Below are 25,313 nucleotides of genomic sequence, written 5' to 3'. Positions count from 1 at the left end.
TTTTACACTATTTTTGTGTATTTCTGTAGAATTTTTTTATCAATGTCTTCTTATGATATTATAGAATTTATATGCCAAATGTGATGAACTGATATTTATGTCCTGTGGTATAAAGGTGGATACTTGATTATGAATGCTTCTTGAAAAGCCCAAGCCTGAATTATCGCCGCCAATTTGCTTTTGGTGGACCAAAAAGTTAGAAGCGACATCGGCCCAGGTTGTTCTTCAGCATAACGTCGGACGAATGGCAGACAGCAAGGTCTGACGATTAACAGACACGTGCTCCGGGACTCGCAAGGCTCGCTTGCCAGGAAGTCTCGTTACTTGCGTTTATCTTATAGATACTGAAAAAAGTTGAAGCCCCCCTGGGGTGGAGAGTTCTGGAAATGAATAACGAAACGTTGAAATTGATTTTGTATTGGTCTGGTCTATTATTATTTCTTCTGATTGAACTCTCTTTTTCCTATCGAGCTTCCAGGTATTCGAAAATAAGGCGGTGGCTGGCCAATATCCCCATATCAATCATCAGCGGCGTGATGTATTACATGCTGTATGCGGGCCTCCTTGCTTCGGTGTTCACTCTAATCGAAACCGATAAGCTAGGAATGCTCAATAATCTTGGCCTGTCATTCGGCTGGCGGGTGTTTTTCGGGATACTTCTTCTGGATTTTGTCATTTATGTGTGGCACCTGTTGAATCATGAGATGCCATTGCTCTGGCGTTTTCACAGAGTGCACCATTGTGATCTGTATATGGATGTGTCAACAGCTGTCAGGTTTCATCCCGGTGAGATTCTTTTGTCCGGCCTGGTTCGTTTGATGGTGATCTATTCATTCGGGATACCTTTGTTCGCCTATGTTCTGTTTGAAGTTCTTGTCAATATTGCAATCCAGTTTCACCACAGCAGTATAAAAATCAACCCTGCTTTCGAAAATCTCTGGCAGCTTCTCTTCGTCCCTCCTTCCATGCATCGCATACATCATTCCGTGAAAATCAAGGAAAGGGATTCAAATTACGGCGTAATATTTTCCTTATGGGATCGTTTCATCGGCACTTTGACTACTGGAATAGACCAGAAGGGCATCGTCACCGGCATTGGCTCACACCGAAAGTTCGAGAAGCTTGGTCTGAAGGATTTGTTGCTGATGCCCTTTACCAAAAAGAGTCTTTAACGTCAGCTTTGATAATTAATTTGTAAATCCTCTGGCTACCGGGAAGGTCCCCGGCAAATCCTCACGGCGCTCGCTTGAATCAATCTATCTTTGTAACTTATCGAATTACTGTGATTTCTTTTTGCGGAGGACGGCATGTTCATTATAAATTTGACAGTTGTTCAACTATTCTTAACAATATTTCTATGCATTTGAAATTGTGGATTTTTGAATTTCTAATAATAAAACGTGTTTAATGTATAAATCGATACTGGCAAGGTTTTTGCTTGTATGTCACACCAGGTGTTTTGATTTTAAAGGTTAGAAACTCTAAAGAGGTGGCATCAGTGACGGTTCGTCATGCTGGAAATAAAGCAGGCGTAAATCAGCAGTCGGGTATTAGAGAGCCAAGGATTTTTGCTGAGAGGCGGAATAGATCCGGCAGGCGATTCTCAGACGGGGAAAAGAACCCCAAAGAGCAACTGAGTTTTCTGCAGATGGTTATCGAAGGAATTTCCGATCCGATTGTCATGATTGGTACGGATTTCCGCGTAAAGCTGATGAACAAGGCCGCGCTTGATTTTTCCCAGGTTGCTAAAAGCACTCAGAAACGGACCATGAAATGCCATAAGCTTTTTTTTGATTTGGACAGGCCCTGCGATGGCGAAGGGCATTTCTGTCCATTTCTTGAGGTATTGGAAACCGGAAAGCCTGTCACCATAGAGAGAGAACATCAGGTTTCAAACGGCGAGATTCGGACTTATGAGATTCTGGCATCACCTCTTATCCGTGAAGATGGTTCTTTTATGGGTATTGTTGAATCATTACGAAATGTTACTGAGAGGAAGTTCGATGAGGAAGTCCTGCAAGAAGGGCATGATTTTCTGGAAATGCGTGTTCAGGAACGCACAACAGAACTATTGAAAAGCAATAAGGACCTCGAACGGGCTAAGGACGAAATTCTTTTTGCCAAGGATCAGGCGGAATTGCTTTATACGGTGGTGCCCAGCGCGATTTTCACCGTGGATACAGAAAGGAGAATCACCAATTGGAATAATAAGGCCGAGAGAATAACCGGCTATTCTCCGGAAGAAGTGCTCGGCAAGGAATGCACGCTTTTTTCCCGTCACCCTTGCGCTGAACGATGCGGACTGTATTCGGATCAAATTAAAAAACCGGTTATCGGGGCAGAATGCATTATACAGACAAAAGACGGCAGAAAATTAACCATCAATAAGAATTCCGACCTGCTGCACGATAAAGATGGAAATGTTATCGGCGGCATTGAAAGTTTTGAAGATATTACCAAACGAAAGGAAATTGACCTTATTCTCCGCACTGAACGTGATAAGTTCAAGGGCATGTTATCGGTTATGGGGCAGGGAATGCATATCATGAATCACGAATATATCATTGAATATCAGAATGATATATTGAAAAAAATTTTCGGTGATAAAATTGGGCAGAAATGTTTCGACGCCTATATGAATCGCGACAAACCCTGTGATGTCTGCCGAATGTGGGACGCCATGGAATCTCAGGAAATACAGCGGACTGAGGTACTGATGTCCGATAACCGCCACTATGAACAGAGCTGTGCGCCTTTTACCGATGTTGACGGCCAGAATAAAGTACTCATTCTGCTTCGGGATACCACGGAAGAAAAAGCACACCACGCGGAAATCATGAGGGCAGGTCAATTGGCCGCAATCGGCGAACTTGCGGCAGGCGTTGCGCACGAAATCAATAATCCGATAAACGGCATCATCAATTATGCGCAAATTTTACTGGATTCCAGGGAGTCGAAAGTTTCTGAGTCAAGCGATTCAGGGGAGGCCTCAAAAGATATAAATGAAGATTTTTTGGACAGGATTATCAGGGAAGGTGAAAGAATATCCTTTATTGTCGGCAATTTACTGTCTTTTGCGCGGCAACAGGATGATGAAGTCGATGAGGTCAGAATACACGGTGTTATTGATGATGCCCTTGCTCTTGTACGGCACCAGCTTTCAAAAGACGGGATTATTTTATCAATCAATATTGAAGAGGACATCCCGACAATCCATGTGAATCCGAAACAGCTTCAGCAGGTGTTCCTTAATTTGATTCGGAATAGTTATTACGCATTGAATAAGAAATTTAATGGTAAGAATGAAATGAAACGGCTTGATATTTGCGTTCTGGCTGTGGAACTTGAAGGGATTTCTTACGTCAGGACAGTTGTTAAGGATTTGGGCTGCGGCATTCCAAAAGCAATTAAAGAGCAGATATTTGAGCCGTTCTTTTCTACTAAGGAGGTAGGCGAGGGGACCGGCCTTGGCTTGAGCATTAGCCGCGATATCATCAAAGGATTTTCTGGTTTTTTAAGGGTCAGAAGCAGGGAAAATGAGTTTACAGAGATGACTGTTGATCTGCCGGTACACTCATTGAGTAATTAGGGGAATAACGTGTTAACTTCAGGATATCAAACTGAAAAAAAGACTAATAGCGGAGAAACGACTGGCATGATGGATCTGCAAAAAAGTGAAAGCCGAATTTTGATTATTGACGATGAGGAAAGTCTGCGCCTGACATTCAAGACATTCCTGAGTCGGGAAGGGTACGGACCAATCGATGCCGTTGCTACTTTTGAGGAAGCAGCTGAAATTCTAAGAAAAAAAACCTTTGACTTGGTTATCAGCGACATCGTCCTGGAAGGTGCGTCAGGGATTGATCTTCTCCGGCAAGTGAAGGATGCAGGCCTTAAATGTCCGGTTGTAATGGTAACGGGATACCCGAATATTAATTCCGCTTCCGAAGCAGTCAGACTGGGGGCATTTGATTATCTTTCAAAGCCGGTAAAAAAAGATGATCTTCTCCGAGTTGCCCGCATGGCATTACAGCAGTATGGATTATGGCGGGAGAAAGAAAAACTTGAGGAAGAAAAGGACATTTACCGGCAGCATCTGGAAGCGATTTTCAGGAGTGTAAGGGATTTCATTGTTACCGTTGATACACAGATGAGACTCGTCGACATGAATAACCGGGCCAAAAAAAGATTTCAAAAAATAATGCCCAATATAGCAATCGGTGATCTGATCACTGATTTACCTGGACCTCTCGGGCAGATTTTTTTTGCGGATGCGGATGAGGTGCTGCGATCACGACATGAAGTCCAGGAACATCAGGTTGAATTTGATTTGTCAGGTGAGCAATCCATTTTCAGGATCAGCGCCGTACCATTGGAGGCCAGAAATGGCAGTTTTGAAGGTGTTGTCCTTGTCGCCCACGACGTGAGCCGCCTTGAACAGCTTGAGAAGATGGGGAAAAGAACCTTGTTTCATCGAATTATCGGAGGCAGCAGAGCTATGCAGCCGGTTTACACGATGATCGAAAATGTTGGTCATGTTGACACAAGCGTTTTGATCACCGGTGAATCTGGTACCGGCAAGGAACTTGTCGCAGAGGCGTTGCATGCTGAAAGCCCCAGGCGGGATATGCCGCTTATCAAAGTTGATTGTACCGCGATATCCGAGACTTTGCTGGAAAGTGAACTTTTTGGGCATAAGAAGGGGTCTTTTACCGGTGCCGACAGAGATCGTAAAGGGAGGATTCTGCATGCTGACGGGGGCACTCTTTTCCTTGATGAAATAGGCGATATTTCCCCCATGATGCAACTGAGGCTTTTGCGTTTTCTTCAGGAAAGGACCTTTTATCCTGTTGGGCAAGACCATCCGATTAAGGTTGATGTACGCGTTATTGCAGCAACCAATGCCGACTTGAAACAGCGGGTGAATAGCGGAGACTTTCGCGAGGATCTTTATTTCAGGTTGCGGGTAGTTGATATTCCTTTGCCGCCTTTGCGGGATCGTGATGGTGATCTTGAGCTTCTGGTTAAAAGTTTCCTCAAGCGTTTCAGCAAAAGGCTTGATAAGCAAATCACCGGTGTTTCCGACCAGGCGCTGCATATATTGTCGAGTTATAATTGGCCTGGAAATGTAAGGGAGCTTGAAAATGTCATGGAACGTGCAACGGTACTCTGTCACGGACCGACGATAACCACGGAACATATATCAGAGGAAATCGTCAGCTATTGCGCTACTCCAGGGAATGGTGCAATCTCGTCAGGTAAAATATCAAGTGAACCCATGCCTTTTTTAGAAAACATAGAGTCTGATAGCGAGACCGAACTTGAACGTATAATCAGTACATTAAAGATTGTAGATGGCAATAAAGCCAAGGCTGCACGCTTACTGGGAATAGACCGAAGCACCCTGTATCGGAAACTCCGACATTATGACCTTGATCCAATTAATATGAATTGATTTAAATAGTTATAATTATTGTAACGACCATGTTGAATAATTGTCGGCATCGAAAAAAACATGGTGTCGACAATTATTCTGTTTCTAACTTATTGAAATTATTCTGACTATAATTCTCGACCCTGCAAAAAAAATGCTCCATCGATGCGATGTGAATTATTCTTTTTGAAGATCCCTCCTCCAATTGCTCCATACTGATTCCTGTGGGTGTTAACGCTCATACCTTCTGTTCAACAATTATGTCGAACAGAAAAAGTGGGTCATCATTACTTATGAATATTCACAGTGTCTGTTGAGCTTTCTTTGTTGAAGCCTCCGTCAGCCTCATGTTTTCTTAAATATATATTTTTGTGTAAACCAACTTCGGTCTTGATCGACGTTTATCTGTGGTTTGTACAGGTGTTGCATTTGGGTGAATTGCTTAAAGATTAGTGTAATAAAAAGGCAAGATGCAACAGTTTTCAGTCACAAGTGTTGCGTAAATGTGTTGCAGGCAGCACTTGTGCGGCGCTGTGGCAGGCTATTTCGGAAAATAACAAGGACTTCGATAAAAGGCAGGCCCATGAGTGAAGATCTTAATCGCATTATTTTGATAACTACTTGAAAATGCGATATTTTTTTTATAATTCTCGGTTTTTTTTACTTCTTTAAATGTAAAGTTAAACAAATAAAACGTTTAAATAATTAAAAAATAAACTCAATAATATCTAGTAGTTATTCGGAATGTATATTAAAAGATTTTTTTGTGGCACGGCATATGCATTTTAAACAAATCAAGACAACACGGAAAGTAAATTTTAACGATAAAACAAATAGATAAGGAGGGAGTCATGAGTAATACAATGAAATTAGACGACCGAAAAATCCAGACAAGCGACGTTGAAAGTGCAGGACTTGATCAATTGACACATGGCACTTCTCAAGTAGGTATAGGAGTTATCATGGCAATGGCAGCTATGGTTGGTCTTTGGGGGTTTGCCTGCCTGATGGGTGGTTTGGTTAAGAGTGGCGGACCACTTGAGATGTTGCGCGGGTTTTTTACAGCAGTCATAGGTGGATAATAAGATGTCTGATAATATAAATGAAACAAATTCAAAAAAAGGATCGGGGGATACAAAAATGGAAAAAGCAATAGCCCAAGAAAGAACTGACGCAAAAAAAGGTTCCTGGATTTTGACTGCAATTGCGGGTGTTGGCGCCGCTATAGGCCTCTGGGCAATGGTAGCAATGGCTGTCGGGTTGAGCCGGGCTGATTGGCAGGTTTCGGAAATGTTTCGTCAATACATGGTTGCCATAGGAGTAATCAGGGAATTTGAGACCATGGTTGATTTCTATACACACATTAAAGGTATTGAGTATATCATCGCAGTTGCGTTCCTTGGAACGTTCCCAGTATTTTTTAAATACGTAAATCAGACCAAGGCGACAATAAGCGAATAATACCCATTTAAAGAGTATAAGCGGTATGCGCCGCTTAAAACAGGTCCGGGAGCTTTTGGTTCCCTGACCTGTTTTTTTGTCTGGATATTTCAGTAAATTATCAATGCTCGCAAAGTGTTTTATGAAAAAGAATTGTTCCTTATGGTATAGTTTTTTAAAATATTGACGGATTTTTGTGAACAGGAGAAAAACGTCGATTAAGTTTTAAATAGACATTTGACGGAAAGCAACTTTGCATTTACAGGCTTTACTGTCACCGAGCATTCATCCTACAATATAAAAGGAGGTAATGTGTCCAGATACGTTCGTAATTTCTTGATAATATTAATTTTAACCATAGCTGCCGTAGTGATCTTCAATGTGTGGACTATGGAGCAGCAGTTGCCATATATTGACTATACAACCTTTCTGACAAATCTTGAAAAAGGTGGAGTTAAGGACGTACACCTCAAGGGCGGACAGATCACCGGGCATGATTCATACGATCAGCCGTTTTCAAGTTTTTCTCCCGATACAACTAGTCTTGTTGCTAAGTTGCAGCTGAAAAATGTTGTAATATCTGCAAGTTCTGATAAGCCATCCCCTTTTTCTTCTTTTTGGACATCTGTTTTGCCTGTGCTTATTATCATGGCCGGCTGGATGTATTTTATGATACGCCAAAAAGGTGGGAGCGGGACTTCGGGTTTTGCTAAAAGTAAAGCCATCATCTCTTCGGGAAGTAAACCAAGCGTTACATTCGATGATGTAGCAGGAGTTCCTGAAGCAAAGGATGAATTGTTTGAAATAATAGAATTTTTAAGAAATCCGGAGAAATATACAAGACTTGGAGGGAGAATACCTAAGGGGGTTCTGCTTCAAGGTCCGCCCGGGACTGGTAAAACGCTTTTAGCCAAAGCTATCGCCGGTGAAGCCAACGTTCCATTTTTCAGTATAAGTGGTTCAGATTTTGTTGAGATGTTCGTCGGTGTTGGCGCTTCAAGAGTTCGTGACCTTTTTAAGCAAGCAAAAAAAAGCGCCCCTTGTATTATTTTTATTGATGAAATTGATGCTGTAGGGCGACTTCGTGGGGCCAGCAGTTCCCAGGGCGGGCAAGATGAACGGGAACAGACCCTGAATGCTCTTTTAGTAGAAATGGATGGATTTGGTACCGGTGATACTGTGATTCTTGTTGCTGCAACCAATAGGCCTGATGTGCTAGATCCGGCTTTATTGCGACCGGGTCGCTTTGATCGACAGGTGACAATTATGGCTCCTGATGTAAAGGGCCGTGAAGAAATACTTAAAGTATACGCCGATAAAATCGTTATGGCTGAAGTGGTACAACTTAAAGATATTGCACGGAATACCCCTGGTTTCACTGGAGCGGAACTCGCCAACCTTATGAATGAATCGGCGTTGATGGCGGCGCGAAAAGATAAACAATTCGTCGAGATGGCGGATGTTGAAGAAGCGAAAGACAAGATTCTTATGGGTGCGGAGAGAAAGGGGCTTGTTCTCAGTGAAAAGCAACGGCGGACAACAGCTTATCATGAAGCAGGCCATGCCATTATGGCCAAGCTGCTGCCTAATACAGACCCGTTGCATAAAATTACAATAATTCCCCGTGGCAGAGCGCTCGGGATGACGCAGCAGATGCCGATTGATGACAGACAGGCGTATTCGAAGGAATATCTTGTTAATCGCATTAAAATTCTCCTGGGTGGCAGGACTTCCGAAGAAATAGTATTTAATAAGTTTTCTACGGGGGCTAGTAGTGATCTTCAAAGCGCCACTGATATTGCGACAAAAATGGTTTGTGAGTGGGGCATGTCTGATCTTTTAGGCCCGAGGGCGTACACAAAGCCGGACCAAGGTTTTTTGGGGGGCGCTGGAACTCAAAGAATGTACAGTGAAGAAACCGCAAGCGCCATAGATAGAGAAATTAATAAAATTATTGAAGATTGCTACCAGGAGGCAATGATAATCTTGGAGGGGAAGATTGGCATGTTGCATCGACTTGCCGCTTTGCTCTTGGAAAAAGAAACAATCGGCCCGGATGAAGTTGAAGGAATTGTAGAAGACAGTGTGGGTTAATTCACTCACAACCTTTTCCTGCTTTCTCATGTGCTACAAATAAAACCCTGACAAAGTATGTTTATAAGTGCTTTAGTGGTTTGAGCCTAAAAGAAACAAAAGATCTCTTTCTTGAGAGTGGTGTGTAATTTTAATGCCAATTGCAATTTGTGGATGAAGTTTCTTATATATCATTATGTTACGCCTATAACGCGGAAGACATTCATGGAATTTGGTCTTGAGCAATAAAGGTATTGTTTGATATCTATGGAAATTGAGATGGATATCGTTGCATAAGTGTTGCATGCAACACTTATGCGCGCAACACAGGTGTTGCATGCAACACTTATTTGGTGGTGTCATCGTCGGTTAATCTGGACCACGCGAAGGTGTAATTGGAAAAAAATGAACGATAATTCATTTTTGAGAGCAATAAATTTCCTGTCCGCTAATTTTGGTAGGAATTTTTTAGCAATATTTTTTGAAAGACTTATTACGGGGACATAATCAGCTTCTGTTCCATCTAGAGCAAGAGCACAGGGCAATATCCCGACAACTATGTCTCAGGATTTGCCCTTTTTTATGTCGTAGTTGGTTGGGGAATATATTGAAATTGCATCAGTGTAATATTTTATAACATGCTGATATTTATAAATTTTATCGGTTATGGCTGTCGTTGGATGTTTCGTGTATAAACTTAAAGGGGCCTCTTGTGTACTTGGTATGAAATGTGCATAATTTGGCCTGAAACCCATTCATTGTTAGGGGATGAATTAGATTAAAAATTATTTAACCTTTTAATAATATTCATAGTTTGAGCTGGGATATTTTGAGGGAAATTAAACGCGATAGGATCGAAATATTTTTTTATAAATCTTTTTTTGAGGGGAAATACAATTTGCTTGGGGAAAAAACTGTCTATTGGAAATATTTTTATGGACTTAAGAATAAAAGGGGAACGGAAACAATTAAGGAGAAAGGTGAAAATGCAAACGTTTATTAGGATAGTGACGGGTGTAGCTCTAGTTGTAACATTTAGTTCATTTTGTCTGGCCCAAGATGATGGGGAAACGTCAGAAGGACCGGCAACGATTATTTTGGATAGTTTGGCCGAATATTACGAGCCTGTTCATTTTGATCATGCGTTACATATAGAGTTTTCAGAAAATGATTGTGCAAAATGTCATCATCACACTATCGGTACTCCAAGTACCGGAACAGGTAATTGTATTCTCTGCCACAAGTATGAAGCCACAGCAAAAATTGTCGCCTGTCGCGGTTGTCATCTTTCTGATCCTTATTCAGATGAAGGAAGAAAGATCGTGTCGGAAAGAGGCGAGATTTATCATAAGGACAAACCAAGCCTGAAAGGTGCATATCATCAGTTCTGTATTTCTTGCCATGAGGAAGTTGACGGGCCTTTTACCTGTGACGGGTGTCATCCTCGAACCGATAAAGGCGATAAATTTTTTCATTCCGGGATTTATGCACCGAAGCCTTCAGGCGATCATTCGGGCTCCGGACATTAAATTTCAAGTATACTTATAATTAAATAATCAGATATACATAAGAGGGGTATCGAATGAAAAAGCACAACCGAAGATCGTTACTAAAAGGAGGACTTGTTGGTGGTTTGCTTGGTGCCGTTGGGTTGAGTAAAAAGGCACATGCCGCCGGATCCTTTGAAGGCTATAAAGACAGGTACGGGATGCTGGTTGATTTAACAAGATGTGTCGGATGTAGATCATGCGAAGCAGCCTGTAACAAAGAACAGCAACTGCCCGCACCAGATAAGCCTTTTGATGATTTTTCCGTATTTGATGAAATTAAGCTTGGTCAGAAAAGACGGACAACTGAAAAAGCATATACAGTCGTTAATAAATATGAAGTAGAAGGTCATGATCGGCCGGTTTATCGCAAAATTCAATGTAATCATTGCAATGAGCCCGCATGTCTTACCTCCTGTTTTGTCAATGCTTATACGAAAACACCTGAAGGAGCTGTTATCTATAACTCTAAGGTTTGCGTGGGTTGCAGAACCTGTATGATAGCATGTCCCTTCTATATTCCGGCATACAGTTATTCCAGTGTTATAAATCCGGTAGTTAAGAAATGTATCATGTGTTACGACACGCGGCTGAAATATGGCAGACCCCCGGCATGCGCCGAGGCCTGTCCCCGAGAGACGCTTACTTTCGGGAAAAGAGAGGACCTTATCTATATTGCCCGCCAGAGAATAAAGCTCAATCCAGAGAAATATGTAGATCATCTTTATGGAGAGAGAGAAGTGGGCGGCACGTCATGGATGTATTTGTCAGGAGTCCCTTTTGAGGAAGTCGGTTTTGACACCCATCTGGGTACCGAACCGATTATCAATTATGTAAAAGATTTTTTGACGATCGTGCCAATGGTGCTGACGATCTGGCCCGCCCTGTTTACAGGGTTTCACCTCCTTGCAACACGTAAGGATGCCAAAAAGAAAGAAGAAAAATCCAACGTGTAGATAAGGGAGGTCAAATAAAATGAAAAGGTTAACGGTGAATGGAATGAGTCCGGTTGATTCATTATTTAAGGAAGAGGGGAAGATTCTTTGGACGGTAAAAGAAAAACTGCTGCTTGGTCTGAGTCCGCTGGACTACATTGCCCAGGCGGTAAGAAATCCGTTTAACTGGGTCCTGGCAATAATATTTGCGGTTGGAATACCGGTTCTCATCGGTCGATTTATTTTCGGTCTAAGCTGGGTTACGCATAGTTCCTATGACTATCCCTGGGGGTTGTTTTTGGGATGGGGCCTTTTTGTAATGGTGCCGCTTTCAGCATCGGGATTCATGCTGGGAACTACCGTGGAAGTGTTCGGGAGGAAGGATTTTCATAGCATTGAAAGGCTTGCTTTACTGAATGGTCTTCTGGGGTATCTCTTTGCTGTTATTTTTCTGCAGGTCGACTTAGGACAGCCGTGGCGCCTAGTCTATCCGATGTTTGTTTCCCTCGGGCCCGCTGCCGTACTATTTCTGGTTGCCTGGCATGTCGCTACTTATTTGTCAGTGCAGGTGGCTGAACTGGTACCGGCGTTTTCAGAGTGGGCCGGTTGGCCGGTTGGTAAAAAATTCGTAAAAAAGATTGTATTGGGGCTGACGGTAGCCGGGATCATCCTTTCAACCCTGCATCAGGGTGCTCTTGGTGCCCTTTTTACTTATGCCCCGGGAAAGGTTCATCCCCTATGGTTTTCAGCGCCCTTTCAGTGGTTTCATTTTTTCTGTTCATCGATATTTGCCGGACTCAGCATGTTAATAGTTGTGAGCACCTTATGTAAAACTTTTTTGAAATGGCGTTGTGATGATGAGTTTTTAGAAAATCTTGATCGTCAAACATTGGGCCTTGCAAAAGGTTGTTCTCTTGCGCTGATTACCTATTTCGTCATCAAAGTTCTTGCCATCGCTCATGATAATGATTGGCATTACCTGTTTACCGGGTGGGGGCAGTGGTTTGTGTTTGAAATGGTGGTGGGAGTTCTTGTTCCCCTGGCTCTTTATGCCACGGCAATAAGAAATGATTCCGCCAGACTGGCGAGATTTGCCGCACTTCTGGCGGTTCTTGGTATTGCCCTCAACCGGCTTAATACCGCCCTGATAACATTTAACTGGAAGCTCTATCAGGAAATTCCCCATTGGCGTGAGGTGGTTATCGTTTTAACCGTATATTCAGCCTATATAGTTACGTACAGGTTTGTTCTGTACAGGTTGCCGATACTTTATTCATGGAAAAAATAGCAGGCTTTTTTTGCTGGAATAATTTGATGAAACAGGGGGATATCTATGCTACACCGAAAAGCGTTGTCTTTGATACTTGCCATCGCATTAATGGGAGTATGTGGTACAGCAATGGGGCAAAAAGTCCATAAAGATATAACCGGCCCCTTTAAAGATCCAACGGAAGTAACTAAACAATGTATCGGATGCCACAAGGATGCGGCAACTGATATCATGAGTACCCAGCACTGGACTTGGGAGCAGAAGCAGGTGGTAAATGGTAAGGAGCAAATGTATGGCAAGAAAATTGCCATGACCAATTTTGCGATTCCTGTTGCCGGTAACTGGCCACGTTGTACTGTGTGCCACATCGGTTATGGCTGGGAAGATGCGAGTTTTGATTTTGATAATAAATCCCGGATAGATTGTCTGGTATGTCATGATACCACCGGATCTTACAGTAAAGCAAAAGTGGGCTCCGGATGGCCCAAGGGTTTTTCTGGTGAGGATCTGACCCGCGGTGCTCCTGTTGACCTCTTGTATGTGGCTCAAAATGTCGGAATGCCAAACAAAAAGGCTTGTGGCTCTTGTCATTTTGGTGGATGTGGGGCCGCGAAAGTGAAACATGGCGATCTTGATCAGTCATTTTTAGGGCCTTCTCTTGATATAGATATCCATATGGCTGCGGAAGGGCAGGATTTTGATTGCCAGAAATGCCATTATCCACAAGAAAAGCATAATATTGTTGGACATTATATGTCGCCTTCTGCTGACGGCACCTATCAGTCCGGCTGCATTGAATGCCACTCCGCTGCCCCACATAAGATGAAAATACTTAACACCCATTACGAAGCCGTATCTTGTCAGACATGCCATATTCCAACATATGCCAAGCAATATGCCACCATAACTCATTGGGACTGGTGTACTGATCAGTGTTACGTCGTTGAGTGGTCCACTGACAAATACGGCACTTCAAAAGCTGTTAAGGGCCTTGGAAATTTCACATGGAATAAAAACATGATTCCCAGGTATGAGTGGTATAATGGTCAGGAGGTGGCGTATATGCGTGGCGACCAGATTAACAGCGCTAATGTTACCGCCTTGAATCATCCTGAGGGAAATATTAAAGATAAACATTCAAAAATATTTCCGTTCAGGGTTCACAGCGCAAAACAAATATACGATAAGAAATACAATTATCTTATTACTCCTTATCTGACCGGCAAGGGAGAGACCGCTTTCTGGAAAACCTATGACTGGGATGCGGCCGCAAGACAAGGAATGGCTGCCTCTGGAATGTCCTATAGCGGCGAATACGATTTTGCCACAACCGTCATGTATTGGAGGATAAATCATGGTGTAGTTGCTGCGGACAAATCTCTTGATTGTCTGGATTGCCATGGCAGTCATGGCCGCATGGATTGGGAATATCTCGGGTATAAAGGTGACCCTTGGCAGGTTAAAGGGTTATCTAGAGGTGAGCATGAATTTCAGTAGGTTGTAGTCTTCTGTAAACCAAAAGGCCTTCCGCGAGGAGGGCCTTTTTTTTATGATCACGGAAGACATTTGAGTTCTTTTTCAAAGGACCGGCAGAGTAATTCGGTGCCGCTCTATTGCAGCGTTTTGGGGTTATTGCAGGGGAGCTCTGATGCGGTTTTAATGTGACTTGATAAGATTATTTTTGTCTGTATTTATTGCTGTAGCCTGGGTTTAATGCCCTGGCCATTAGGGGCGATCATTGTTTTTAACGATACCCGATGCCTGCGGCGGGGTATTTCATTTAGGATCTTGACGAGGCTGAGAATACTTTAATGTAATCTGAAGCCCGTTATGCCTATAAAGAACAAGTAAACAAATTGTTCATGAATTTTTGAGGTCAAATTTAGAGAAATTATTAAGTTTATTTCTGGATTTGGATGCACAAAAAAATACGATCTTAACTCGGTTAAATAGAAATACTATTAACCGGTATTTTATGCATTATTCGCATCAGGAGCGCTGAATTTTCCGATTCAGAGCCTCCTTCCAACAGCATTATTGAAGTTGATAAGTCATATTTTGACGCCAGAAAGATCAGGGGTAAACGTCATCGTGGCGTAACAGGAAAAATACCCGTGTTTGGGAGTCATCAACGATAAATAAAGGCCTGTGCCAAGATTGCGCCAGATTGCACAGCAACGCTTCAAGCAATAATACGAAAAAAAAGTATCACATAGCATCCATTCATTCTGATGGTTGCGGGGTTATAAAGGTTTGGTAGATATCGGCTAAAAAAAAAAGCATTACAGCGTCAATCATGGTAATAACGAATGCGCCTGTGGCAAGAAAAACTTTAACGGCATCGAGGCCGATAGATCCTTTGCTAAAAACAAGTTGGTTAAATTTCATGGAATTTCCCAGAAAATAATATTGTCTTCACTTGAAGGAGTGTGGCTTCCGGTTCAATTATCGTGCCCAAAACCTCTCCTCTTTTTTGTTTGAAATGTTTCGAGACAAAACTCTTAACTAGTCAAGCCCCTTATTTATGATTGAATAATTCCCCTAAGAGTCTAATCGGTATCGGTATCAGGGTTGTGTTGTTTCCTGATACGCCGATTTCACGGATAGTCTGCAAATACCTGATCTGAATTGCCGAAGGATGCTGGTCGATGAGTGCCGCAGCCTGGCATAATTTTTCTGCTGACTGCATTTCTCCTTCAGCGGAGATGATTGAAGCCCTTCTTTCACGTTCGGCCTCAGCCTGTCGAGCCATGGCCCGTTGCATGGTTTCCGGAAGATCAATTTCTTTTACTTCAACCTTGCTTACCTTCACCCCCCATGGTTCCGTTTCGTGGTCAAGTATTTCCTGCATTTTATGGTTTACGGCGTCACGTTCTGAAAGCATATGATCAAGATCATCCTGGCCGCATATGCTTCTGAGGGTGGTTTGTGCCAGTTGCGAGGTCGCAAATTTATAGTCTTCCACTTCGATGAGCGCCTTTATCGCATCAACCACTCTGAAATAAACAACAGCACTTACTCTTACCGAGACATTGTCTTTGGTGATTACATCCTGACCCGGAATGTTATGGGTTATAGTCCTTGTGTCTACTTTTTCAAGGCGTTCAATGATCGGAACAATAATACTGACTCCAGGCCCAGCCGCTCCGGTAACTTTCCCCAGTCTGAAGATGACGCCCTGTTCATATTGTGCGACTGTTTTTACTAGAGAGAAAAAAAACATCAGTGCTAATGGACCTAGCAATATTACCCAGTAAATCATGCTCATAATGGTGTCTCCCTGCTGTTGACAAGTTGTATTTTAAAAAACAATTGTTAGTCGGTGGAGCTACTTCAAGGTTTGTTCCAGGACTGTTATTTAGCTCATATCTTTATCAGCATGATTAATTGCAACATGTATGCCGCCGGAACGGTATAAGGTTTTTCTGTTTGCTAAATGGTATATTTGTTTCAGTGCTGCTCCTCGTACCCGGTAAACATGGCCTTAAAGTGGGCTGAAGGAGTGTGTCCCAGAGTGGCAAGATAGGAATGAACAAAGACAAAAGTTGCAAAGAAGAAAAACAGCAGCACATGAATGGTATCAACAATCTTGATGCCTCCAAGCATATTAATATATTTTTCGAATTCTTTAACCCGCCAGAGTAAAACACCGGTAACCATTTGCGCCGGCAGCAGGATAAACATAAGTGCCAGATAAGCCTGCTGTTGCAAGGGGTTGAATTTATTCTCCGGAGTCATTTCATGGGGGTTTGGTTCCCCCTTGAACATGTCCAGAGAATAATATTTTATCTGTTTCATCGTGTTTGGGATGACCGAGCGGATGTCGGGAAAGTATATTTTAATTTTACCGGTCCCAAAATAGTAGGCTATCCATAATCCGAAATTTCCAATGACAATGAATCCAATATAGTTGTGGACCTTGATTGCTTCCTCAAGGGTGAAGAAATGCATGATTTCCGCAAAGCGAATCTGCAGGCCGGTTAATATTAGTAATATGATGCCAATGGCATTTATCCAGTGCCAGACACGAACCGGTCCCGGGTGTATGTAAATAAGCTGACCTGTAGATTTCATGATTCACCTGCCTCTTTTTCAATTTCAAAGGGTGATTTTTTCTGTTTCTTTTTACGAGTTGGAATGGTGAGAATTCTCATTGCCAGGTGCGCGAGGATGAGACCGGCACCGCCAACTAAAAAGGCAAAACCTATCTGGTCCAGAAGGCGAATTCTTGTTCCTCCGAGGGCGTAGAAATGTTTCAGGTAATAGGTCTCAAGGACTGCCCGCTCCAGTACGTAATTTTGCGAAGTGCCGTCTCCTCGACTGAGAGAGAAGCGGACATTTTCAAAGAATGGTGAAGTCGGCATATGGCACATTTCGCAGGCTCTATTTGCCACCCCTCGATTGACATGGTGAACAAGGGGTTCGATTCTCACGACGATTTCGCCATGGAATGTGCCGCGGAGATTTTTCTGCAGGAGTAAATAAACAAGGTCCTCGAATTCAGCCACTGAAATAATATCGTTTTTATCCTTGTCAACCAGGTTCATGAATCCTTGAAAATCAGTGTCCAAGGCCTTTAAAAACTCAGCACCAGTATAAAATTTGTTTGTTTTTAAGTCCTTGAATCGAAGATTGACATATCTCTGGACATCCGGAGCATGACAAACCGTACACTCGACAAAGGCGAAATGTGTGTCCATTTGAGGAAGCCATTCATGGAATTTGTTGGGATTGTGACATTTGAGACAAAAGCCGTTTTCACGTTCGTATACGGACTCAGCCTCCAAATGGCTGACATAATGGTATCCATGGCAGGCATAGCAGGGGATAGTTATACCCTTGCCGCTAGCTTTTTTATGGACACTGTTAAGATATGCCTCTCCTTCATCTTCATGGCATTTTTCGCAGACAACCATGGCAAGGGTGGTCTTATGTGGAACTTCGTTATCATAATTTAATTTTTCGATATCTGAGTGACAGTCAACGCATAAGACGTCATTTTCATTATGTACCGACGTGGCGTATTTTTGCTGATTGACATAAATATCCTGTTTCATGCCTTCTGAAATGGTGCGCACAAGTGAATCATCACTGTGACATTCCAGGCATTCTTCATTGGTTGTACCCATAACACTGGAAGGGGGAACTGCGACAGACAGGATGATGAGGCTGATAATAAAAATGCATGAACATTTTAAAGGAATCATACCTCTGGTCCTCTTTAGCATTTGTGTAATTATTATGTGAAATAAAAATCAAGCATCGCGGTTTTGTTAGAAATTGATTTGCAGGTAAATATTGAGAGAAAATTTTTCTCCTTAAGTAAATCTTTTTACCGAAAATTTTTTGATGGTTTTATCGATGCCCAATGATGTGCGGGTGCCGCAATATTTTTTTAACTGCTGGGTTTGTAGAATATAATCATACCGACAAACTGATAATTGTATTGGAAAGAGTGGCAAGTATGTAGAATTGTATTGCTGCAATTGTGTCGGGTGATATGACATTGGCACCTTTTTTCTGCTTCCAGATAATGTTATTCTCGTGATACACAATTTATTATGTCAAAACAAATCAACAACGAATTAGAATTAAAGAGTTTATAGTGTAATCTATAGTTCGAGCTATTGTTTTACCGGAAAAGGTGAACATGAATATTGTAAATATTTTTGGTGATTTTTAAATAAGCATTTTTTGTGCCACTTCATTTTAATGTAAGGATGTGTTGCATATAATCTAAGGATGATGATACGCATTTGCTGCGACGTCTAACAGAATATCCGTGCAACTAATTGTAGATACAACGACTTGGAGTGATTATTGATGGTGCATATGTAAAAAATCTTTGTGTTCAAGAGATTAGGCTTCTAGCGACGACAGATTATAACTGTTGTATTGAGTGTTGCAGTATCACATGTGTGGCGCGACACTTATGGTGATACAGGGGGCGGCGAAGGCGAATTTGGAAACGCTTTATACACTTCCCGCAACTTGGGAAAAGTTTATGGTTTTGGTGAAGAAACGCCTTTAAGCCAAACAAATCATATAACTGTCTTTTAGCCATCTCCGGGGCGATGGTATGTGTACGGCATTCGCAAAGTTTTTTAATTGCCTTGACAATAACCATATTCAGCATAATGCAAAAGTGAGTTGACAATTAAATAGATGAAACTCCTGTAATTGGCATTAAATTTGCTAATATGGTAATTATACGGTTTTTGGGTCCGGCAATAACTTTAGTAGTAGAAGTTCATATCATTGAAAAAACATAATTTGAACATTCATGATAAATTGTTATGCCCACACAAGGGGTACGGGAAAGAGTTCTATTTTGGAGTGAATTCCCCGTAACTCGAAGTTTTAACTTTTTGGCTGCGGGACGCTTCAATTGCCTGATGGTTTTTTAAATTGAAATGCATCAGGCGCATATGTTCGAAAAATCATTATAAAGTTGCTTTTTGGTAAAAGCCTCAGTTCCTGCTTCTTCTTATACTAGAGGCAATTCGTTACAAGAACTGTTCAGCACTTTAACATTTGTAGTCAGGAAGATTGATTGTATGGCCCTCCCTTTAAGATCCAGCATCTACTTCACGGCCGTGTTCCTCATGGCAATTTTAGCAGGATTGCTGACCCTTGGTATCCGTCAATATCAGCTTTTGAAAAATTATGAAACTGTCATTTCCCAGAGCGAAAAGATGATTTTTCATTTTTCGATTATCCGGGAAGAAATTACCGATTCACTGCTTGAAGGGCGATTTTCGAATCTTTCAGGCATTAATAAGGAATTTGAGGACATAAATACTAAACTGTCACAGATTCTTGCTAATAAACATGTCCCAGATGAATATAAACTTTCTTTTATTAACCAGGAAGTTGATCTTCCGGGCATAATTATTCAGTTTCGCGGCATCGATAAGGAAAGAATAGATACCAATAAATTACGCATGTTAAACCGTGAAGTCCGTGTTCTTGGTGATCGTTTGATGATGTTTGACCGGGTTATAGTCAACCACGCCAAACGAAAGCTCATCGGGTTTCAGAATATTGTCATCGGCGCCTTGGCTATAGTTCTTTTCATTTTGGTCAATGTTCTTGTCGTATTTCATCGTCAGGTTGCAGTTCCACTTTTGTTTTTGGGCCGACAGGTTAAGGAGGTTGCACAAGGAATACGTGCAAGTATCTCTTTGGGGAAAAAATCCGGGGAGGTCTCAGAGCTTGCCGAATCGTTCAGTAATTTGCTGATCTCCAAGGATCAAAGTTCAGAAGGGTTGGCAAAACACAATCGCACGCATTTAGCTGTGGAAAGTGTTGCCTACAGCATAGTTCATGCAAAATCCAAGGAAAATCTCTTCCAAGATATCTGTAAGTCATTGTTGGTGAATGATGATTATTACCTGGCCTGGATTGGTTTACCGGATATGGAACATAAAAAAATTCGTCCGGTTGCGGTTAACGGCACAAATACCATGAGCAGCCGGGAATGCGAAGAATACATGGACATACTGCTTAATTCCGCGGAAGAACGGGGGGGGATTTATAATTCCGCAATGCAGGCGCTTCTCAAGGGAGAACCGGTCATTCAGAGCGATGTTCTCAGTGGCGTTCCCAAAGGGCTCAGGAAAAATATTCCATTCGAAGGGAGCAATCTGAGCTGCGCATCGTTCCCGTTAATCTGGAATAAGGTGATTTATGGTGTTTTGTGCATTTATGCCACATCACGCGACTGTTTCGAAGATACCGAAATGGACTTGTTGACTGTCATGACCACAGAACTTGGACTGGCGATTTATAATTATGATGTTCTCGCGCAACTACGGCAGAAGAAGGTGTTGAACAAACAGATAGTCTCGGCAGTGAAGGCTGTGTTGATCTCAATCTCTTCGTCCGGGAAAATACTTTCCTTAAACAGCGAGGCGGAAAAGATAATAGGCAGGAAAGAGCAGGAAATAGTCGGTGGAAGTTTTCTGGATTTCTTTGTCCCCCTTGGGGAAGATCCCCAGACTTACAAGGATAAAGGGATTGAGGCGTTGAACAGTTACATGCTGGATGATATCCGCGAAATGGTGGTACCACAGAAGGATGGCAGTCAGCGAATTTTACGGTGTCAGCTCACCAATTGTCTGGTTCAGCAGGATGACGAGCAGGAAGTGCTTTGTATCGGTCAGGATGTTACTGAACAGAAGCGGGCGGTGGAAGATCTGTCGAGAAATCTTGATGCTGAAAGAGGCAGGAAGATTGAAACCTTCAGGGCGTCGCACTTGGCTGCTCTCGGGGAACTCACCACCGGGGTGGCTCATGTGATTAATAATTCCAGCAACGGCATAATTAATTATGCGCAGGTTCTCGAAGACGAAGCAAAGGATTCTGCCTGGTCTCAGGGACAGATTGAATTGCTTGAGAAGATCATAAAAGAAGGGGAGCGGGTCGCGGATATAGTTCAGAAACTTCTTTCATATGGGAGGGAGATGGAAGGATTGAAGGAAACCGTAAAAATTGGCGATGTGGTTTCCGACGCCAATATGCTGGTCAAGGAACATTTTAAAAACGATGGTATTATAACAACGTTGCATTCCATGGAAGGGCTGCCCCCGGTCACCGTTAATGTCGCAAAAATGCGGCAGGTTTTTATACACCTTTTGAACAACGCCAGAAGGGCTCTCAACTTAAAATATAAAGGTAAAGATGATAATAAACGGCTGGAAATCAAAGGAGAAATGGCAGCAAAAAATGGCAAGAACTTGATGCGGATTTCCCTGACGGATTGGGGGGTCGGCATAGATCCGGGTAATATGTCTAAAATTTTTGATCCTTCCTTTTCAACCAAGCCCCCGGATGAAACAGCAGGTATGGGGCTGGCAATCAGCAAAGATCTTGTGGAGGACCATGGCGGTTTTCTGCATGTCGAAAGTGAGTTGGGAGATCATACCACAGTTGCCATTGAACTGCCGGTGAATTGAGTATTTTTGGGGCCGGCTGTATTGAATTATCGTGTCTTAAATCCCAGCTTTCGCTGAGCACGAAGCGGGTAATGATATTGTGTGTATTAAGATAAATTTAACAAAAAAAATTAGACAAAGGAGGGTACTATGATTATTGACAAGCCAATCTTTACCATCGGCACTGCTTCCAACATTCTGAACCTGCATCCACGGACTCTGCGCATTTATGAAAAAGAAGGCCTTTTTAAGCCGGAAAGAAAGGGGGCGTGGCGTTATTACAGCATGAATGATCTCAATTGGATCAAATGTATCAGAAAAATGATTCATGAGCGGGGAATCAATACCGGTGCGATTAGAAATCTGCTGGAACATATGGCCTGCTGGAATATCGTAGACTGCCCTCTGGACAAAAGAGAGATGTGCACTGCATACCATGCAAGTCACATGGATACGAAGTGGGTGAGTTGAAGGGTAACGAATCTTCAAGCGAGATACTCTCTTTGTATAGAAACATCTATTTTTGGGCGTCAATGTTGAATGTGGATTCCGATCCGCATTGTCTATGGTCAGTCGTGTCGTTAAAAGACAATATCGTACAAGGAATATCGAATATCGAAGTGTCGGAAAAAAATTTCAGCATTATGTGTTTCCTCATTGTCTTACAGATAAGCGGAGTGAAACGGAGACTTCTGGCTCCGCTTACTTGTTCGATGTTCGATATTTCCTTCTCCACCAACTTAGGGCCGATTTAGTTTTGTAAACATCCAACGGCACAACTTTTCGGGCATTTTTCTCTCAAGTAATTTTGAACCGGATACTGGAAGAGTATCCATGTGGTCCTCGTCCATTTCGGAAATCACACCGGGATCAATTCTGATATTCGCTGATTTTTCCAGATCGGGGCAACAGTGATATCATTCAGCGTGAATGGTGCGATTCTGGTGCCGGCCTCCCATTCATCAAATCCAAGCTCGACCTGATAGGTTCGGAACAAAACCGGACTTCATGCAGAGTTCGTCAACAAACTTTTCTTGCGAGGTATGGAAAAAAGAACGGCTGTATGGTCTTCTATTCAGGCACAGATTAGGTCGGGGGGCAATTCCGGTAAATCAGTCAGATCAAGATGATATGCATGAAGCGGCTGGTATTGTGTGTGGTGTGGAAGCACCATTTATTTAGAAAAAGTAGCAGGTACGAGGATGAAATCAACACGGTTTCCCGCCCTGCCAGGAGCACCTGCCGGGACTAAAGAAACCGGGACTCGGGTTGAAAGGCGGTTGGTCGCAACCCCCACATTGACAAGATAATCATGCACCGCAAGCTGTCTTCTCTGGGCGAGATTGGTGAGAATTTCATTGCTGATGCTTGGCTCCTTGCTGTTTTTCGGTGAATCTTCAACCCCGGTCTGGTTCTGGGGGAGAAGCGGTTTGCCGATCTCTTCCCGGCCATAGGAGTTTGAGAGTTCGGTGGATAAACGGTTTTCGCGGATTTGGAGTTTACGTTTCTGTGCTTCCTTCATTGTGTTGAGAATTGCGTTTCGATCACCGGTGTTGTCGGCAAAACCCCTGATATCCAATGACAGAAGAGGTCTCTGCTTGAGAATTTTAGCTATTTCAAAGAGTTTTATCTTTTCTTTTTCATCAATGGTATCCGCGCCGAAAGCAAAGAGGATATGGTCGATTTCAGCGGACGAAAGTGTTGCAAGCAGGGAGTAAGGGTTTACCGCCGTCTTGAGCAGTATATTGCGGAAAAGCTTTGTAATGCGGCCACGGAAGGCAAAATTCTGATCAGCAAGATCATCCTCAAAAGTCAGGTCGAGAAGTATATCATTATTGGGCTCGGTCAGCAGAGCTATTGCAAGAGGCAGGCTGGCATTTTCTTTTATCGGCCGGCTTGTTTCCAGATCGTAGATTCGGAAAGTGTTGGTGGCCGATAACTTATTGGCTTCCTTGGTTAGATAAATTGCATAATCAGCTTTTCCTTTGTCGATTTTCCCGCCCATGAGGTTGTTTAAATACAGGGATAAAGGCGGGAGATCAAGGGCTGTGGCCGTGGCGTGTATCGAGGCGGAGTTGATTTCTTCCAATATGCTGAGCCAGCCGGAAACAGCTATTTCCGTGTTATGGTTCATGCTTCCCTTAAGTTCTATACCGGTATGGTCTGGTTTGCGGTTATGCAGGTTGGTGAGGGTGCCGGTTATGTTTTCAATTGATGTCGAATAAACCGGCAACACTGTCGCGTCGCTGAATTTGAGTAAGCCGCTGTTGACAGTGATTGTATTGATAGCGACTATAGGTCTAAGGTTTTCAGGGGATTGGGGATGAGCGAAAACAGCAGTGAAGGTGGAGAGGTTTTCCTTCTTGACCGACCAAGAAATGACAGGCTCGGCAAAGGTAAGGTTTTGTGCAGTAAACCGCATGGGTTTGGCAGCAAAAAACAGATCTGCGCCATGTGCCATCCGCCATTCGCAAAGAGGATTATCCTTCGATTTTGCTGCAAAGTCGGCAAGTTCGGCAGTGCCCTGGAAAGAGAAATCAGGCAGGGTGATCAGGCCCTCTGCCGTAAGCATTCCCTGGGAGATAGCCGGCCGGAACCAGGAAAACAAAAACGGTTGGAGCGGCGAAAGGTCGACGTTGAGCAGTTGGCTGTCCAGTGAGGCGCTGAATGGATTTGTGGTTATTCCCCCTGAAAATTTTATCGACCCCTTGGTTGCAAATTGCCCCGAGCCACTGATTGCTCCCGGCTGATTCTGGGAATTGTTGAGACCTGAGGCATCAAGGCTGAGATTCTGTAATCTGATCCGGGAGCTTTTATTCTGATCCGGGCTGATTATATCCAGGGCGCCTTTTGCAAAGGAAAAGGTGTCCATGGAAAATGTCCAAAGAGGCGATTTTCCCGGGGAAGTTATCTCCGGTTTTGGAGGGCCGGAGGGCCATTCTAATATAAGTTGGCCGTTTGTTGTCCGAACAGAGCTGAGATGCATTGTTTTATCTGCAAAGGCAATGGTCCCGCCGATGATTGAGGTGAAGGGAAGGTGGAGAAAATCCTTACTGTCGACGGTAATGGCCAGGTCTTTGATGTCGGTTTTTAAGCCGTGCAGCAAGAGTGATGGGGCTTTCTGTTTTTCGTGCTGCAGATAAGTAAAGTTGGTTTCAATCTTGGAGGCGGATCCCGAACTCAGCCGCAGTTCATCGCCAAGGTCAAGATACGGGCGGATACGCTCAAGGTTGAACTGGTCGATGACCAGCAGGCCGTTTGCTGTGAGTGGAGATTGCAGGAAGGTTCCCTGTGCGGAGATCCCGAAATTATCCCGGTCTCTTAAGTTAACTGCAAAGGATGCGGGTTTAGCAGGGTCGGAAGCGGGGGATTCAAAAGTGAAACCGCAGTCTTTCCAGGATGCGGCAAATCCTCCCTTGACCGACTGATCAATAAAAGAAAGGTCGCCGTTTTTAACAAGGATGTTGTCGATCCGAAGCTTGATTTGTGAGGCAGTCGATGCCTCTTTTCCGGAAGATTGGACAGGTATGTTTAATTTCCCGCCGGGATCGCGTTCAAGGAGTATTTTGGGATTATTAAGGACAAGGTTGGTTATATGGTAGGTTTTTGCCAAGGGGATGAAATTTCCGGAAATCTGTAATTCCGGGATGGTTGCCAGGTTTTTTCCTGATTTGTCAT

Annotated in this window: 18 protein-coding genes; 12 read left to right on the top strand and 6 right to left on the bottom strand. The window is 43.0% G+C overall.

The window, feature by feature from the left end; genetic code table 11:
* Positions 1-386 precede the first annotated feature (386 nt).
* The 10 genes from KKE17_12260 (at position 387) to KKE17_12215 (ending at position 14,196) form a co-directional block, all read left to right on the top strand.
* Positions 387-1,172, top strand: coding sequence for a sterol desaturase family protein (locus KKE17_12260; protein ID MBU1710771.1), 786 nt, complete (start codon positions 387-389; stop codon positions 1,170-1,172).
* A 326-nt stretch (positions 1,173-1,498) separates the two neighbouring features.
* Positions 1,499-3,589 carry a PAS domain-containing protein gene (locus tag KKE17_12255; protein MBU1710770.1) on the top strand — a complete coding sequence of 697 codons (2,091 nt, stop codon included), beginning with the start codon at positions 1,499-1,501 and terminating at the stop codon, positions 3,587-3,589.
* A 69-nt stretch (positions 3,590-3,658) separates the two neighbouring features.
* Positions 3,659-5,455 carry a sigma 54-interacting transcriptional regulator gene (locus KKE17_12250; GenBank protein ID MBU1710769.1) on the top strand — a complete coding sequence of 599 codons (1,797 nt, stop codon included), beginning with the start codon at positions 3,659-3,661 and terminating at the stop codon, positions 5,453-5,455.
* Between the two features lie 830 nt (positions 5,456-6,285).
* Entirely contained in the window at positions 6,286-6,516 is a 231-nt protein-coding gene (locus KKE17_12245; GenBank protein ID MBU1710768.1) for a hypothetical protein, read from the top strand.
* A 4-nt stretch (positions 6,517-6,520) separates the two neighbouring features.
* Positions 6,521-6,895 carry a hypothetical protein gene (locus tag KKE17_12240; GenBank protein MBU1710767.1) on the top strand — a complete coding sequence of 125 codons (375 nt, stop codon included), beginning with the start codon at positions 6,521-6,523 and terminating at the stop codon, positions 6,893-6,895.
* A gap of 291 nt (positions 6,896-7,186) precedes the next feature.
* Complete coding sequence (gene ftsH / locus KKE17_12235) at positions 7,187-8,968, top strand: ATP-dependent zinc metalloprotease FtsH (GenBank protein ID MBU1710766.1); 1,782 nt, start codon at positions 7,187-7,189, stop codon at positions 8,966-8,968.
* Between the two features lie 881 nt (positions 8,969-9,849).
* Complete coding sequence (locus tag KKE17_12230; GenBank protein MBU1710765.1) at positions 9,850-10,476, top strand: cytochrome c family protein; 627 nt, start codon at positions 9,850-9,852, stop codon at positions 10,474-10,476.
* 53 nt (positions 10,477-10,529) lie between these two features.
* Positions 10,530-11,450 (top strand): 4Fe-4S dicluster domain-containing protein, encoded by a 921-nt coding sequence (locus KKE17_12225; protein ID MBU1710764.1) that lies wholly within the window; start codon positions 10,530-10,532, stop codon positions 11,448-11,450.
* Positions 11,451-11,469: 19 nt separating this feature from the next.
* Positions 11,470-12,717, top strand: a complete 1,248-nt coding sequence (locus tag KKE17_12220) for a polysulfide reductase (GenBank protein MBU1710763.1) — start codon at positions 11,470-11,472, stop codon at positions 12,715-12,717.
* 45 nt (positions 12,718-12,762) lie between these two features.
* The gene (locus KKE17_12215) at positions 12,763-14,196 is read left to right on the top strand and encodes a tetrathionate reductase family octaheme c-type cytochrome (GenBank protein MBU1710762.1); all 1,434 of its coding nucleotides are present in this window, start codon (positions 12,763-12,765) and stop codon (positions 14,194-14,196) included.
* Between the two features lie 726 nt (positions 14,197-14,922).
* On the opposite strand, the gene KKE17_12210 is transcribed toward KKE17_12215, so the two are convergent.
* From KKE17_12210 to KKE17_12195, 4 genes are all read right to left on the bottom strand, one after another.
* Positions 14,923-15,087 (bottom strand): hypothetical protein, encoded by a 165-nt coding sequence (locus KKE17_12210; protein ID MBU1710761.1) that lies wholly within the window; start codon positions 15,085-15,087, stop codon positions 14,923-14,925.
* A 130-nt stretch (positions 15,088-15,217) separates the two neighbouring features.
* Entirely contained in the window at positions 15,218-15,967 is a 750-nt protein-coding gene (locus KKE17_12205) for a slipin family protein (protein ID MBU1710760.1), read from the bottom strand.
* Between the two features lie 182 nt (positions 15,968-16,149).
* Positions 16,150-16,773 carry a cytochrome b/b6 domain-containing protein gene (locus KKE17_12200; GenBank protein MBU1710759.1) on the bottom strand — a complete coding sequence of 208 codons (624 nt, stop codon included), beginning with the start codon at positions 16,771-16,773 and terminating at the stop codon, positions 16,150-16,152.
* The gene (locus tag KKE17_12195) at positions 16,770-17,906 is read right to left on the bottom strand and encodes a hypothetical protein (GenBank protein ID MBU1710758.1); all 1,137 of its coding nucleotides are present in this window, start codon (positions 17,904-17,906) and stop codon (positions 16,770-16,772) included. Before KKE17_12195 ends, KKE17_12200 begins: the two co-directional genes overlap by 4 nt.
* 1,350 nt (positions 17,907-19,256) lie before the next feature.
* Between KKE17_12195 and KKE17_12190 the strand changes: the two genes are divergently transcribed.
* On the top strand, positions 19,257-21,656 hold the full coding sequence (locus KKE17_12190; GenBank protein MBU1710757.1) for a PAS domain S-box protein: 2,400 nt from the start codon (positions 19,257-19,259) through the stop codon (positions 21,654-21,656).
* 129 nt (positions 21,657-21,785) lie between these two features.
* Positions 21,786-22,106: a MerR family transcriptional regulator gene (locus KKE17_12185; GenBank protein ID MBU1710756.1), complete on the top strand. Its 321-nt coding sequence runs from the start codon at positions 21,786-21,788 to the stop codon at positions 22,104-22,106.
* 388 nt (positions 22,107-22,494) lie between these two features.
* On the opposite strand, the gene KKE17_12180 is transcribed toward KKE17_12185, so the two are convergent.
* On the bottom strand, positions 22,495-22,632 hold the full coding sequence (locus tag KKE17_12180; GenBank protein ID MBU1710755.1) for a hypothetical protein: 138 nt from the start codon (positions 22,630-22,632) through the stop codon (positions 22,495-22,497).
* Between the two features lie 177 nt (positions 22,633-22,809).
* Positions 22,810-25,313 (bottom strand): DUF748 domain-containing protein (locus KKE17_12175; protein ID MBU1710754.1); only part of this gene is annotated, 2,504 nt, incomplete at its 5' end.

This window comes from Pseudomonadota bacterium (assembly GCA_018823135.1).
GTDB lineage: Bacteria > Desulfobacterota > Desulfobulbia > Desulfobulbales > CALZHT01 > JAHJJF01.
This window is presented reverse-complemented; position numbering and strand designations above follow the sequence as displayed.

Excerpts from the sequence above, each read along its gene's own strand:
- KKE17_12260 (MBU1710771.1), top strand. The coding sequence starts at position 387 with ATGAATAACGAAACGTTGAAATTGATTTTGTATTGGTCTGGTCTATTA.
- KKE17_12250 (MBU1710769.1), top strand. The coding sequence starts at position 3,659 with ATGGATCTGCAAAAAAGTGAAAGCCGAATTTTGATTATTGACGATGAG.
- KKE17_12245 (MBU1710768.1), top strand. The coding sequence starts at position 6,286 with ATGAGTAATACAATGAAATTAGACGACCGAAAAATCCAGACAAGCGAC.
- KKE17_12240 (MBU1710767.1), top strand. The coding sequence starts at position 6,521 with ATGTCTGATAATATAAATGAAACAAATTCAAAAAAAGGATCGGGGGAT.
- KKE17_12225 (MBU1710764.1), top strand. The coding sequence starts at position 10,530 with ATGAAAAAGCACAACCGAAGATCGTTACTAAAAGGAGGACTTGTTGGT.
- KKE17_12220 (MBU1710763.1), top strand. The coding sequence starts at position 11,470 with ATGAAAAGGTTAACGGTGAATGGAATGAGTCCGGTTGATTCATTATTT.
- KKE17_12215 (MBU1710762.1), top strand. The coding sequence starts at position 12,763 with ATGCTACACCGAAAAGCGTTGTCTTTGATACTTGCCATCGCATTAATG.
- KKE17_12210 (MBU1710761.1), bottom strand. The coding sequence starts at position 15,087 with ATGAAATTTAACCAACTTGTTTTTAGCAAAGGATCTATCGGCCTCGAT.
- KKE17_12205 (MBU1710760.1), bottom strand. The coding sequence starts at position 15,967 with ATGAGCATGATTTACTGGGTAATATTGCTAGGTCCATTAGCACTGATG.
- KKE17_12200 (MBU1710759.1), bottom strand. The coding sequence starts at position 16,773 with ATGAAATCTACAGGTCAGCTTATTTACATACACCCGGGACCGGTTCGT.
- KKE17_12195 (MBU1710758.1), bottom strand. The coding sequence starts at position 17,906 with ATGATTCCTTTAAAATGTTCATGCATTTTTATTATCAGCCTCATCATC.
- KKE17_12190 (MBU1710757.1), top strand. The coding sequence starts at position 19,257 with ATGGCCCTCCCTTTAAGATCCAGCATCTACTTCACGGCCGTGTTCCTC.
- KKE17_12185 (MBU1710756.1), top strand. The coding sequence starts at position 21,786 with ATGATTATTGACAAGCCAATCTTTACCATCGGCACTGCTTCCAACATT.